12 protein-coding genes are annotated in these 12,915 nt (G+C 49.4%); 6 read left to right on the top strand and 6 right to left on the bottom strand.

What is annotated here, in order from left to right:
- Positions 1-94: 94 nt before the first annotated feature.
- From R6H26_RS27335 to R6H26_RS27315, 5 genes are all read left to right on the top strand, one after another.
- Positions 95-346 (top strand): helix-turn-helix domain-containing protein, encoded by a 252-nt coding sequence (locus tag R6H26_RS27335; protein ID WP_404787157.1) that lies wholly within the window; start codon positions 95-97, stop codon positions 344-346.
- A gap of 32 nt (positions 347-378) precedes the next feature.
- Positions 379-1,686, top strand: a complete 1,308-nt coding sequence (locus R6H26_RS27330; RefSeq protein ID WP_404787155.1) for a type II toxin-antitoxin system HipA family toxin — start codon at positions 379-381, stop codon at positions 1,684-1,686.
- A gap of 193 nt (positions 1,687-1,879) precedes the next feature.
- On the top strand, positions 1,880-2,209 hold the full coding sequence (locus R6H26_RS27325) for a DUF433 domain-containing protein (RefSeq protein ID WP_404787153.1): 330 nt from the start codon (positions 1,880-1,882) through the stop codon (positions 2,207-2,209).
- Entirely contained in the window at positions 2,202-2,558 is a 357-nt protein-coding gene (locus tag R6H26_RS27320) for a DUF5615 family PIN-like protein (RefSeq protein ID WP_404787152.1), read from the top strand. Before R6H26_RS27325 ends, R6H26_RS27320 begins: the two co-directional genes overlap by 8 nt.
- A 33-nt stretch (positions 2,559-2,591) precedes the next feature.
- Positions 2,592-3,425 (top strand): hypothetical protein, encoded by an 834-nt coding sequence (locus R6H26_RS27315; protein WP_404787151.1) that lies wholly within the window; start codon positions 2,592-2,594, stop codon positions 3,423-3,425.
- Between the two features lie 34 nt (positions 3,426-3,459).
- Here R6H26_RS27315 and R6H26_RS27310 read toward each other — a convergent pair whose 3' ends face one another.
- From R6H26_RS27310 to R6H26_RS27285, 6 genes are all read right to left on the bottom strand, one after another.
- Complete coding sequence (locus R6H26_RS27310) at positions 3,460-4,005, bottom strand: DUF3387 domain-containing protein (protein WP_404791466.1); 546 nt, start codon at positions 4,003-4,005, stop codon at positions 3,460-3,462.
- A 136-nt stretch (positions 4,006-4,141) separates the two neighbouring features.
- A complete protein-coding gene (locus tag R6H26_RS27305; protein ID WP_404787149.1) occupies positions 4,142-6,871 on the bottom strand; it encodes a type I restriction endonuclease subunit R in 2,730 nt (909 codons plus the stop codon).
- A gap of 301 nt (positions 6,872-7,172) precedes the next feature.
- Positions 7,173-8,201, bottom strand: coding sequence for a YhcG family protein (locus R6H26_RS27300; protein ID WP_404787147.1), 1,029 nt, complete (start codon positions 8,199-8,201; stop codon positions 7,173-7,175).
- Positions 8,198-9,364: a restriction endonuclease subunit S gene (locus R6H26_RS27295; protein ID WP_404791464.1), complete on the bottom strand. Its 1,167-nt coding sequence runs from the start codon at positions 9,362-9,364 to the stop codon at positions 8,198-8,200. The genes R6H26_RS27300 and R6H26_RS27295 overlap by 4 nt, the downstream gene beginning before the upstream one ends.
- On the bottom strand, positions 9,354-10,709 hold the full coding sequence (locus R6H26_RS27290) for a PDDEXK nuclease domain-containing protein (protein WP_404787146.1): 1,356 nt from the start codon (positions 10,707-10,709) through the stop codon (positions 9,354-9,356). The genes R6H26_RS27295 and R6H26_RS27290 overlap by 11 nt, the downstream gene beginning before the upstream one ends.
- Positions 10,706-12,250: an N-6 DNA methylase gene (locus tag R6H26_RS27285; RefSeq protein WP_404787144.1), complete on the bottom strand. Its 1,545-nt coding sequence runs from the start codon at positions 12,248-12,250 to the stop codon at positions 10,706-10,708. Before R6H26_RS27285 ends, R6H26_RS27290 begins: the two co-directional genes overlap by 4 nt.
- 191 nt (positions 12,251-12,441) lie before the next feature.
- Here R6H26_RS27285 and R6H26_RS27280 point away from each other — a divergent pair, with 191 nt between their 5' ends.
- The gene (locus R6H26_RS27280) at positions 12,442-12,915 is read left to right on the top strand and encodes a TIGR00725 family protein (RefSeq protein ID WP_404787143.1); all 474 of its coding nucleotides are present in this window, start codon (positions 12,442-12,444) and stop codon (positions 12,913-12,915) included.

The raw sequence follows: 12,915 nt of genomic DNA, 5'->3' as shown, positions 1-12,915 counted from the left end.
CCGATTTCATAACCTATAACACCTAAAGTTGACTTTATAACTTATAGCGACTAAAGTTAATTTTATAACCTATAACACCTAAGGTTGACTTTGTATGATCGTTCGCTCCTCAAAAGAATTAGCTGAGTTTGCGAGAGATTATCGCAGCAGAAAGAAGCTCAGTCAGACAGAGCTTGGCGATCTGGTTGGGCTTCCGCAAAAGACGGTGTCTGCCTTTGAGCGCAGGCCAGATAGTACAAAATTAGAAACATTCTTCAGATTGCTCTCTGCGTTGGACTTAGAGCTACAGCTCGTATCAAAAACAGAACCCAATAGCGCCACCATAGGATGGGATGAGGAGTGGTAAGGCCGAAGCGTATTACAACGCTCAATGTGCTGATGAATGGTCGATTAGTTGGCTATTTGCGCCAACTCTCCAGTGGCGCAATGAACTTTCAGTACGATGAGGCGTGGCTAGAAACATCAGGCGTTCGTCCTATTTCGCTCTCCTTGCCTCTGAAATATGAAGCGTATGAAGGTGAGCAGGTCTACAATTTCTTTGACAATTTACTCCCTGATAATAAACAAATCCGTGCCAGGATCCAGGCAAGGTTCCAGATCCCGACCAATCGACCTTTTGATTTGTTAAGTGCCATTGGCAATGACTGCGTCGGTGCAATTCAACTTTGCCAAGAAGAGCAGCCACCCCGTCGAGTAGATGTGACTACCGCTCAAACGCTTTCGAGCGAGGAAATTGCAAAGCTCCTTAAAGCGTATAGAACAGTTCCCCTAGGGATGACCGAAGAGGCAGACGATTTTCGGATCTCAATTGCAGGCGCTCAGGAAAAAACAGCTTTACTGTGGCATGAAGGACAATGGTGCCGTCCCACGGGTGCAACTCCAACCAGCCACATATTCAAGCTACCCATTGGATTTATTGACCATAGCGGTATTGATTTAAGGGACAGTTGTGAAAATGAATGGTTATGCCTGAAAATTGCAAGCGCATTTGGCTTACCGACCGCAGAGGCCCAAATTCAGCAATTTGAGGAGGTAAAAGTATTAGTGGTAGAGCGATTCGATCGGCGTTGGTCGAGAGATGGAACGTGGCTCATGAGACTCCCTCAGGAGGACATGTGTCAGGCACTCGGAATCTCCCCAAGTTTAAAATATCAATCGGATGGAGGCCCAGGGATGGCTGAAATTATGCAGGCATTGCTGGGGTCAAGACAGGCAGAGGCAGATAGAGAGACATTTTTTCGCAGTCAGGTCTTGTTCTGGTTATTAGCGGCAACGGATGGTCATGCCAAAAACTTCAGCATTTATCTTGAAGCAGGAGGCAGCTATCGCTTGACGCCACTCTATGATGTGCTGTCTGTTTATCCCCTCATGCAATCTAATGCAATTCCTAGACAGAAGGCGAAGATGGCGATGGCTTTGCGCGGAACCAGTAAAAACCATTATCTTTGGTCTAAAATTCAGCCTAGACATTTTTTATCGACGGCTAGAGCGATCGATTTTTCTCCCAAAAAAGCTGAGCAAATTTCGATCGAAATGCTCGAACAAACCAGTGATGTCGCAATGCAGGTTGCCAAAACACTGCCATCAAGCTTTCCCCGCAAGATCGGCGAGCCTATCCTACAAGGTATGACGAGACTTGCAAAGCAACAACTCGATCTGATGGGAGCCTTCGGCTTTGTTAGCTAGAGGGGCGATCGCAGCATCTATGTCCTCCAACAAAACAGTCTTTCGGCCAGGGTTGTAAAGCAATCCAGAGAGCGATCGCAGCAGTCGAACTAAAAGCGGATGGTTAGATGTTGAGGTTTCTACGGTGGGTAATGAGGAGCGTTACAATGGCACCATAGAGGTGAGGGAAGCCAGCTAGAGGAACGATCGCATTATGGCACTAGAATCCTACTTTACCTTTCTCTCCGATGACGACATTCGCCTCCAAGGTACTCGCATTGGCATTGAAACCATTCTCTATGCCTACATTCACCAAAAGCAATCCGCCGAAGCGATCGCCCAAACCTTTCCCCAACTCACCCTAGAGCAGATTTACGCCACCATTCTGTATTACCTGCAAAATCGCGCCAAAATCGAGCAATATTTGACCAACTGGCTCAATTACTGTGCCGAAGCAGAACGTGCCCAAGACGAAAACCCGCCTGCGATCGTCCTTAAACTGAGAGAATTAAAGGCCGCATCATTGGTGGGGGCCAATGGTTAAATACTTGATTGATGAAAATCTACCGCCTACCTACCAAACTCAGTTATTGCTTCGGAAACCAGATTTGACCGTTTGGGCCATTGGCGATCCTGGCACACCGCCCAAAGGAACCCTCGATCCAGAGATCTTACAGTGGTGCGAACAGCATCAATTTATTCTTGTCACGAATAATCGCCGCTCCATGCCAACTCATTTAAGCGATCGCCTTGACAAAAATAACCATATTCCCGGTATTTTCGTATTGCGACCAAAGGCTACCCTCAAAGAGATCTTAGACGATCTCATTCTGATTGCAGAGGTTGATGAACCGAATGACTTTTGCGATCGCATTGTTCATATCCCTCTCTAAGAAAGGCCATCCATTGGGGGTAAGCCAGCTAGTATGTCCGACTCCGTCTACCAACCCCAATCCATTGATACCTCAGTCGAATCCGATCGCTTCTTCTTTCACCTGCTCCGACAGCGATCGCCCCTACAGCGGCTCATCATGGGCAATGACATGATTCGTTCGGCGCGACAATTTTCCTTGAGCAGCCTGCGATCGCGCTTTGGAAATCTCTCAGAAACTGCTTTTGCCCAGAAAGTTGCCTTGGCATGGCTGCAAGAAGACTTGCCTCCCAACTACACCCCCCATCTCAACCCAATGACCTGGATTCAAGATTCGACCGGACTCGCCACCATCCTGCATCGGATTCTTACCACATTAGAAGTGCCCTACTACATCACAGGCGGAGTTGCTGCCATTGCCTATGGCGAACCCAGAACCACGCGGGACATAGATATCGTGATGGACATTGCGCCGACCGATATCGATCGCTTGGTTGCCGCGTTGGAAGCTGAAGGTTTTTACGTACCTGGCGCTGAAGATGTGCGATCGGGCAGAATGGCATCGTTGGGCATCACCCATATGGAATCAATTTCCCGTGCCGACCTAGTTCTATCGCGGACTAGCGACTTCGACTTTATGAAGTTTCAACGGATTCGACCGATTGATGTTCCTGGCGTGGGTACATTCAACTTTGTGTCTCCCGAAGATGTGATTCTGGCAAAACTGCTGTGGGGGCAACAAAGCCAATCTGAAAAGCAATGGCGCGATGTTTTAGGCGTCCTAAAAGTTCAGGGAGATTCCCTCGATTTTGCCTACCTGGCCCACTGGGCAGCGCGGCTGGATTTGGCAGAATTGATGGAACGGGCGATCGCAGCAGCCGGACTGTAGCTTGTCTGAGTACGCACCCCTACGATGCTTGCGATTAAACGGTCAACTCTCGGGCAATCATTTCTGCCTGCTTCAGAACGGTTTCTGTAGCTAGCAATTGCATGTCTGGCGGGTAGCCATATTGGCGTAAGATGCGTTTTACGATTACCTTGAGCTTCGCTCTTACACTTTCTTTAATTGTCCAGTCGATGGTAGCGTTCTCGCGGATTTTCTGGGTCAGCACTACGGCTAGCTCGCGCAGTTTGTCTTGTTTCATCAGCTCGCGGGCACTGTTGTTGTTGGCGACAGCGGTATAGAAGGCGTATTCATAGTCTGATAGCCCCATATTCTCCGCTTCTACGTCGGAGGCAACAATTTCTTTGCTGATATGGATCAGCTCTTCCATGACCTCGGCGGCGGTGACGATCTTATTCTGGTATTTTTTGATGGCGTTCTGTAGCATTTCCATTAGGGTTTTGCTTTGCACCAAATTCTTTTTGGCGCGAACTTTGAGTTCGTCGTTGAGTAATTTTTTGAGCACTTCTAGGGCGATGTTTTTGTGTTCGTACCCTTTTAGTTCGGCTAAGAATTCGTCGGACAGGATGGAAATATCGGGTTTCTTGATGCCTGCTGCGTCAAATATAGCCCTACGAGAGCATGTTAAGACGTTTGTAAATAGCCCGCTTTGAGCAGTAAGGATTTGATTAAGCAGTGCGTCCTAAGCAAAATCCGTAGTGCTATACATCGATGACTTGTTCTGAGACTAGGGCTTGGTCTATGACTTGGCGGATGGTGGTTTCAAGGTCTTCGTTACTGCTGCTGCTTTCGTCTGTGCTGTCAAATTTGGAGAGTCGCACTTTTACAGCTTGGAAGAAACCGACTTCGTCTTTGGCATCTAGCGCCTGCTCATGGGGAATGGCGATCGCAAATGCCTGAGACAATGCGGTCACTTCGTTGAGATAGCGATTTTTGCCGTCTTCTAGTCCGAGGATGTGTTCTTGGGCGGCTAGGATGAGGGTGAGTTTTTGGGCGGTGTCGGCCTCAAAGTAGTCTTCGTAGGCGAAGCCATAATATAGGGCGGATACGATTTCGATCTTTTCTAGCATGAGGGCGACGGCTTGTTCTTGGGCGAGGGTGGGGTCGCCTTTGCCGCCTGCGTCGGAATAGAAGGAGAGGGCTTCTTTGAGGTCGGCGGCAATGCCGAGGTAGTCTACGACGAGTCCGCCGGGTTTATCTTTGTGGACTCGGTTGACCCGTGCGATCGCCTGCATGAGATTGTGGCCTTTCATAGGTTTGTCGATATAAAGGGTGTGCATGCTGGGGGCATCGAACCCGGTCAGCCACATATCGCGCACGATGACCAATTTGAGAGGGTCGTCGTCATTTTTCATGCGATCGGCGAGCAATCGGCGCTGTTGTTTGGTGGTGTGGTGTTGGTTGAGTAAGGGGCCATCGCTAGAAGATGCGGTCATGACGACTTTGATGGCACCTTTGGTCAAGTCGTTGTCGTGCCAGTCGGGGCGAAGTTTGATGATGGCGGCGTACAGTTCGACGGCGATGCGGCGCGATAGGCTGACGACCATACCTTTACCGACGAAGACGGTCTGTCGTGCCTCGAAGTGGTTGACGATATCTTGGGCAATATTTTGGATGCGTTGTTGGCTGCCAATGAGGGCTTCCATTCTGACCCATTTGGATTTGGCTTTTTGGGTGGTGGTGAGATCTTCTTGCTCTAATTCTGCGTCTAGTTCGGCAATTAGTTTTTTGCCTTCGTCGCTGAGGCTGACTTTGGCGAGGCGGCTTTCGTAGAAGATTCTGACGGTGGCTCCGTCTTCTACGGATTGGGCGATGTCGTAGATGTCTACGTAGTTGCCGAAGACGGCTGGGGTGTTGACGTCGGTTGTTTCGATGGGGGTTCCGGTGAAGCCGAGGTAGGTGGCGTTGGGGAGGGCGTCGCGCAGGTATTTGGCGAAGCCGTAGACGACTTTTTTGCCGATGATTTCGCCGCTGGCGGTTTTGTCATCTAGGGTTTTGGCGGCGAAGCCGTATTGGGTGCGGTGGGCTTCGTCGGCGATGACGATGATGTTCCGGCGATTGGAGAGTTCTTCGTAGATGTTGCCTTGTTCGGGTTGGAATTTTTGGATGGTGGAGAAGATGACGCCGCCGGAGGCGACTTTGAGGAGGTCTTTGAGTTGTTCTCGACTTTCGGCTTGGATGGGGTCTTGGCGCAGGAGCTGTTTGGAGGCGGCGAATGTGTCGAAAAGTTGGTCGTCTAGGTCGTTGCGATCGGTGATGACGAGGATGGTGGGGTTATCGAGGGCGAGGACGATTTTGCCTGTGTAGAAGACCATTGAGAGGGATTTGCCGGAGCCTTGGGTGTGCCAGACTACGCCTGCTTTTTTGTCGCCTTGGGGTTGGGCTTGGGCGTTGGGTAGGCCGTAGGTGGTGGGGCTTTCTTTTGTGGAGGGTGCATGCAATTTTGGGGGGAATATGGAGGGCGAATGCAATTCGCCCCTACGGGTGGTGGGGTGGGATGCGGGGTTGGGTTGAATGGGTTGAATGGGTTGAATATTGTGGGATGCGGCGCGGAGGGTGGAGGCGACGGCGGCGTTGACGGCGTAGTACTGGTGGTAGGCGGCTAGCTTTTTGACGGTGCTGATGCTGATGATTCCCGTTTTGGGGTCTTCTTTTTTACTTTTTTCAAAGACGATGAAGTGGCGTACCAAATCCAACAGGGTGGTTTTGTTTAACATGCCCTGGATCAGGGTTTCGAGTTGGCTGATGAGGGGTGAGGCTTGGGTTTTGCCGTCGGCGGTTTTCCAGGCCATGAAGCGGCTAAAGCCGGCGGAGAGGGAGCCTGCTCTGGTTTCGAGTCCATCGGAGAGGATGAGGATGGCGTTGGGGGTGAAGAGGCTGGGGATGGTCTGTTTGTAGGTTTTGAGCTGTTGGTAGGCGGCTTTGAGGGTGGCGTTTTGGTCGGTGGGGTTTTTGAGTTCGATGATGACGAGGGGGATGCCGTTAATGAAAATGATGAGGTCGGGGCGTTTGTTTTGGTTGTTTTCGATAACGGTGAATTGGTTGACGATGACAAATTCGTTGTTGTCGGGGTTGTCGAAGTCGATGGGTTTGATCAGTGTGCCGCGTTCGTTGCCGTTTTGTTGGGTGCTGATATTGATGCCTTCGGTGAGGAGGCGGTGGAAGGTTTCGTTGTTGGTTAACAGGTCTGGGGATTGAATGCGCTGGAGTTCTTTGAGAGCGGCTTGCAGGAGGTCTGGGGCGATACTGGGGTTGATGCGGTGGAGGGCTTGCTGTAGGCGGGTGGTGAGGATGACTTCGTCGTAGCGGCTGCGTTCTGGGGTGAGGCTATCGGGGGCAATGTCAGGGGCGTAGAGGTGGGTGTAGCCTAGACGCACGAATAGTTTGAGGGCAAAGTCTTCGATCGCAGATTCGGTGAGTTTGCCGGACATCTCAGTACACCTCTTTGATGAGCAGGTTCTCATAGGCTCTTATAAAAGATGCCCATTTATAAGAGCGAAAACCCTTTCTATACAAAGGATATCCCTTTTGATATGGCGGATTGCTCTTATAAATTTTAATCTGTGTCATTTTACAAGAACCCATTTGGGGTGAGTATCTGAACCGTGATTGATAATTTTGCCACTCCGTCTAAATTCTCCTATTAAATTCGTGATTTTGTTTTTTCTTTGTTTGTCGTCCATCCATTCTGGTAGCTTGTTTCAGAGCAGTTCGTCGATAGTTGAGCTGTGGCTAAGGCTCTTCGTTGGATATTTGGGGGGTGATTGCGTTCTGAAGGGAGGCGAGTTCGGCTTTGAGTTCTTGTTCGCTGGGGAGATAAAGTTTGTATTTGGCGGCGAAGAGGGTTTGGTTGTTGATGCTGGAGTATTTGACGATGGTTTCGTTTTTATCGCTGCATAGGATGATGCCGACGGTGGGGTTATCGTCGTCGCTTTTGCGGGTTTCGTCGTAGAGGCGAACGTACATGTCCATTTGACCAACGTCTTGGTGGGTGAGTTTCCCAGTTTTGAGGTCGATGATGACGAAGCATTTGAGTAGGTAGTTGTAGAAAACCAGGTCGATATAGAAGTGGTCGTCTTCGACGCTGATGCGTTGCTGGCGATCGACAAAGGCAAATCCTCGCCCGAGTTCTAGGAGAAATTGTTGGATGTCGGTGATGATGGCTTGTTCTAGGGTGCTTTCGTAGAGGCGATCGCTTTGTTTGAGGTTGAGAAATTCTAGGACGTAGGGATCTTTAACAAAGTCTTTGGGGCCGTATTTGAGGGTTTGGGTGTTTTGGTTGGCTTCGTCGATGACGGCTTGTTTGTCTTGGGAGAGCAGTAGACGCTCGTAGTAGTGGCTGTCGATCTGGCGTTCGAGGGCGCGGACGCTCCAGTTGGCGGCGGCGCTTTCTTGGATGTACCAGTGTCTGGCGGCGGCGTCTTCGACTTTGAGGAGGAGTACATAGTGGCTCCAGCTCAATTTGGCAGACAGTGTCTGCTGAATCGGGAAGGCTAGGTAGAAGTTTCTCATGCTCCGCAGGTTGCGCTCGCTGAAGCCTTTGCCAAATTCTTCGGTGAGTCGATCGCTGAGGGATTGAATCAATGCTGTGCCATAGGCGGCGCGGGGATCTCCTTGCTGTTCGTTTTCAACAATGAGTTGCCCGACTTGCCAGTAGGCTTCGACCATGATGAAGTTGATGCTTTGCTGGGCTTTGGCGCGAGCGAGGGCGATCGTGTTTCGGATGGATTCAAAGAGTTCGGGGGACAGGGGTGTATTCATATTTCTACCCTCACTTCGCCGCTCATGAGTTTGGGTAATAGGTTATCGCGGAGTTTTTCGAGGATGCGGATTTGAAGTGTATTCTGACTCTTTTTATGAAAGATTGGGTATATCATTTCTTGAAATTCATTCAAAATATTTAAATTTGGCAATTGTAATGTGGTACTCCCAATTTCACCAAGACTCAAGTTTGGCTGCACAGCATGAACAACTTTTCCATCCATAAGTTCTTTAAACATGCTTGACTTCAAGAACAAATAGATGAACTCGGGAGAGCATTTCTCTCGATTTGCTCGTATAATTGCAACTGCCTGATTTGTATTTGCAGGAAGGATTGAATTATCAACAATTGCAATACGACCGATAGTTCCAGCGATACTACATAAAAGATCGCCATTTTGAACGATTGATCTTTTTAATGATTGGTGAGTTTCCTTTGAAATTTTTGCAAACTTGTGAGCAACAAAATCGCCTTCATCAGTAATTGATTCTGCTTTTATGAAGTTAATTCCAGACTCAGTAAATTGATGGCCCAATGTTGTAGGTGTTGTACCTTTTGTAATGCCAGAGCAAATGTCAGACAAGCTAAATTGCTCCCAATCCTCCTGTGCTTCTTCGATAAACCACTGGCGGAAGAGGGTTTCGGAGATCGCCTCTAATGTCCTATTCTGACGGTGCAGTAGGTCGATTTTGTCATCGAGACTGCTGAGGATAGAGGCGATCGCTTTTTGTTCGAGAAGGGATGGAATTACAATATCTTCTTGATGTACATCATTTCTATTTATGCCCGGAACAGCACTTTTATCACTGTATTTTTCCCAGTCTAATTGTTGCAAAAAATAATAAAAGAATAACTCATCATTTCCTTTGAAATCTTGAATGTATAGAGTTGTATTTAATGGCCAGTAATGTGTACTTGAAAAGAAAATTTTTCCTATGGTTCCGTATCGACCTGTTATTACACCCGGAGCCTCACACATTTTTTCACTATGGAATCCTGTAATACCTGAAGATGAATAAATCGGTATTGCTCCATCTTGACGCAAACGATTTGGTAGATCGTACCCACGCTTTAAATTGATTTGCTCACCAAGCTTGCATTCCCGCCACTCACTCATCCCTTCACCTCCGCTAAATTCAGCCCGATCGCCCTTACTCATCATCCCCACCGCTCAACTCCAGCCGCGCCTGCGCCTGGGCGATCGTCCTTGCGACCCTCACGTAGTAAGTACTTCGAGCCATACCTTGTTTCAATAGCAGTCCCTTCTCCGTCAACGCCTTTAAGATCTCCCTAGCACGACTATCCTTAACCGACAACAGATCGCCCACAACCTTCACCGTCATTGAATCATTGGACTGAAAATACTGCATCACCGACTTCTCTTGCGGAGTCAAAGTATCCGCCGCTAATCCACCGATCTCAACCTCAGCACCCGTCAAACTGGCGTGCGATCTCCTCAACTCACTCAACAGAAAAGGCTCCTCCACCTCCTTCCCCAATTCCGCCTCAATCTCCTCAATTGTTGGCAAAGCCGATCGCCAATTCTCCAGCAAATCTTGCGGCAAATACTCACTTACCCCGATCGGCTTATTGAGATCTCGCAGTGCATACTCCACCACCACGTCGTTCTTCGACTTACAAATCAATAGCCCGATCGTAGGCTTATCCCCTTCCGTCCGCAGCAAATCATCTACTGCCGAAATGTAGAAATTAAGCTTCCCAACAAACTCTGGATTAAACTTTACCGCTTTCAGTTCAACCACCACATAGCAATGCAACCGTACATGATAGAACAACAAATCGACAAAAAATTCATCCCCAGACACCACCAAGCGATATTGCCGACCCAAATACGAAAACCCTGCCCCCAACTCCAGCAAAAAACGTGTCATGTGAGCTACTAGAGCATCCTCTAGCTCTTTCTCATCATGCTCCTTTCGCAACATCAAAAAATCAAAATTATATGGATCCTTCAGCAACTGCTTCGCCAAATCCGACTGTAGCGCAGGCAACCGCAGCTCAAAATTCGTAATCGCTTTCCCCTCACGGTAATAGAAACGGGTTTCAATATGATGTGACAAGACCGACCTTGACCAACCATTCTCGATCGTCTTTTGGACATAAAATAGTGCTTCTTCAATGTCACGAATCTTACTGAGAATGACAAGATTATGCCCCCAAGGAATTTGGGCAACAAGTTGTTGCCCAATTAGAGAATTGGCTGACCAAAACATAAACCACTGGCGCATATACTTCAAGTTACGCACCGAAAACCCCTTCATCTCAGGGAATTCTGCCTTTAGATCGCGGCTCAATTCTTCCAGAAAGCGATCGCCCCAACTCGCCTGCCGCTGCTTCTCAACAATCCGCTCAGCCAGCTCCCAATACAACTGCAATAATGCCTGATTCACCGAAAGCGATGCCTTGATCTGAGCCGATTGAATTCGCTGCTTCACCTCCTGTATAAACGATCGATACTCACTATCCTTGACAAGCTTCTTGCTCATAACTTCACCCTCGCCAAATTTTCTGCGATCGCTTTATTCAGCGCCTCCTCCTCCGCCAACTGCTCCTCAAACTCCGCCTTCAGCGCTGTAAATCGCTCTGCAAAATCAAAGTCATCCTCCTCATCCGCCAACCCCACATAACGCCCTGGCGTTAACACATAATCCAACTCCTTCACCCGCTCCAAAGATACCGAAGCACAAAACCCCTTCACATCCTCATAACCTGCCTCCCCCGTGCGCCAAGCATGGTAAGTCTTCGCAATCTGCTGAATATCCTCCGCCGATAACTCGCGAGAGCGACGATTAATCAAATGCCCCAGATTCCGCGCATCAATAAACAAAATCTCATCCTTACGCGGATGCCCATTATTGCGCGCTCGATTCATAAACCACAACGCCGCCGGAATCTGCGTATTCAAAAATAGCTTCGCAGGCAAATTCACAATGCAGTCCATCAAGTTTCCATCCGCAATCAGCGCCCTGCGGATATCTCCTTCCCCGCTTGTTTTACTGGTCAGCGCCCCCTTCGCCAACACCACCCCAGCCCGACCCGCTGGAGCCAGATGATAGACAAAATGCTGCAACCAAGCAAAATTTGCATTGCCCCCTGGCGGCACGCCATACTGCCAGCGCCCATCTTTGCGTAACAGATCGCCACTCCAATCACTGTCATTAAACGGCGGATTGGCGATTACAAAATCAGCCTTCAAATCCTTATGCGCATCATTGAGAAACGAACCTTCGCTGTTCCACTTCACCTGCGTACTATCAATCCCACGAATCGCTAAATTCATGCGCGCCAGCCGCCAAGTCGTCTGATTGCTTTCCTGCCCGTAGATAGAAATATCGTTAATCCGTCCCTGATGTTCCGCAATAAACTTCTCCGACTGCACAAACATCCCACCCGACCCGCAGCAAGGGTCGAACACGCGCCCTTTATAGGGTTCCAGCATTGCCACCAGCAACTCTACAATGCTGCGCGGCGTGTAGAACTGCCCGCCCTGCTTGCCCTCAGCCAGCGCAAACTCCCCCAGAAAATACTCAAACACATGCCCCAAAACATCCGCACTGCGAGCCTTCGCATCCCCCAGCGCAATATTGCCCACCAAATCCATCAGACCGCCCAAACTCGTCGGGTCGAGATTCTGTCGTGCAAAAACCTTCGGCAACACCCCCTTCAGCGAAGGATTTTCTGCTTCGATCGCATCCATCGCCGCATCCACAAAGGTACCAATCTCAGGCTGCTTCGCCTTCGCCAGTAAAAACGACCAACGCGCCTCTGGTGGCACAAAGAAGATATTTTCCGCCTTGTATTCGTCCTTATCCTCTGGATCGGCTCCGGCATACTCGCCCTCACCCGCTTCCAGTTTGTCGAACATCTCCTCAAAGGCATCGGAGATATATTTGAGAAAAATTAGCCCCAACACCACATGCTTGTATTCAGCCGCATCAATATTTTTGCGAAGCTTATCGGCAGTCTTCCAGAGCTGTTTTTCTAACGGTTCTTCCTTGACTTCTTGGGCTTTCTTAGCTCTAGCCATAACTCTATCGATTCCTTTAGACAATGATGGGTGGGGAACTGATGCCGCACCATAGTGTATAGCGTAAGCTAGGGCCAGTCACCCATCGGTATAACTGCTTCAACTCATGATGGACGGGAACGACATTAGGACGCTGGCACAAGTTGCGAGAATAGCCTTACTCAACAGCAAATGGAGCAGAGCGGCATTATATGGAAACCATCGTGGCCGTCATTGGGGCAAACAATTGCGAGTCTCCTGTCTACGACCTAGCCCACGCAGTAGGAGAACAACTCGCGCGGCAAGGCTTTACGCTGATCTGCGGCGGACTCGGCGGCGTCATGACCGCAGCCTGTCAGGGGGCAAAAGCGGCGGGCGGGCGAACGATTGGGATTTTGCCCGGCAACGATCCTAAATCCGCAAACGCATGGGTGGACGTGGCGATCGCCACGGGCATGGGAGAAGCCCGCAATACCATCATCGTAAACACGGCAGCGGCTTTAGTTGCCATCTCCGGTGGCTATGGAACACTGTCTGAAATTGCCTTTGCATTGCGGGCAAAGAAACCCATTATTGGTTTGCAAAGTTGGACGCTCTCTCTACCAGGAGAAACGCAGCAATTGCTACCTATTGCCATAACGGCAGAGGAAGCGGTCGCTTGGGTGGCAGCTCAAATGAGCCTTTAG

Origin of the sequence: Altericista sp. CCNU0014, assembly GCF_044923475.1 — a bacterium.
In the GTDB taxonomy this organism is placed as follows: domain Bacteria; phylum Cyanobacteriota; class Cyanobacteriia; order Thermosynechococcales; family Thermosynechococcaceae; genus JAAURS01.
The sequence above is the reverse complement of the archived record's forward strand: the minus strand, read 5'-3'. Positions and strand labels throughout refer to the sequence as shown.

Excerpts from the sequence above, each read along its gene's own strand:
- R6H26_RS27335 (WP_404787157.1), top strand. The coding sequence starts at position 95 with ATGATCGTTCGCTCCTCAAAAGAATTAGCTGAGTTTGCGAGAGATTAT.
- R6H26_RS27330 (WP_404787155.1), top strand. The coding sequence starts at position 379 with ATGAATGGTCGATTAGTTGGCTATTTGCGCCAACTCTCCAGTGGCGCA.
- R6H26_RS27325 (WP_404787153.1), top strand. The coding sequence starts at position 1,880 with ATGGCACTAGAATCCTACTTTACCTTTCTCTCCGATGACGACATTCGC.
- R6H26_RS27320 (WP_404787152.1), top strand. The coding sequence starts at position 2,202 with ATGGTTAAATACTTGATTGATGAAAATCTACCGCCTACCTACCAAACT.
- R6H26_RS27315 (WP_404787151.1), top strand. The coding sequence starts at position 2,592 with ATGTCCGACTCCGTCTACCAACCCCAATCCATTGATACCTCAGTCGAA.
- R6H26_RS27305 (WP_404787149.1), bottom strand. The coding sequence starts at position 6,871 with ATGTCCGGCAAACTCACCGAATCTGCGATCGAAGACTTTGCCCTCAAA.
- R6H26_RS27300 (WP_404787147.1), bottom strand. The coding sequence starts at position 8,201 with ATGAATACACCCCTGTCCCCCGAACTCTTTGAATCCATCCGAAACACG.
- R6H26_RS27295 (WP_404791464.1), bottom strand. The coding sequence starts at position 9,364 with ATGATGAGTAAGGGCGATCGGGCTGAATTTAGCGGAGGTGAAGGGATG.
- R6H26_RS27290 (WP_404787146.1), bottom strand. The coding sequence starts at position 10,709 with ATGAGCAAGAAGCTTGTCAAGGATAGTGAGTATCGATCGTTTATACAG.
- R6H26_RS27285 (WP_404787144.1), bottom strand. The coding sequence starts at position 12,250 with ATGGCTAGAGCTAAGAAAGCCCAAGAAGTCAAGGAAGAACCGTTAGAA.
- R6H26_RS27280 (WP_404787143.1), top strand. The coding sequence starts at position 12,442 with ATGGAAACCATCGTGGCCGTCATTGGGGCAAACAATTGCGAGTCTCCT.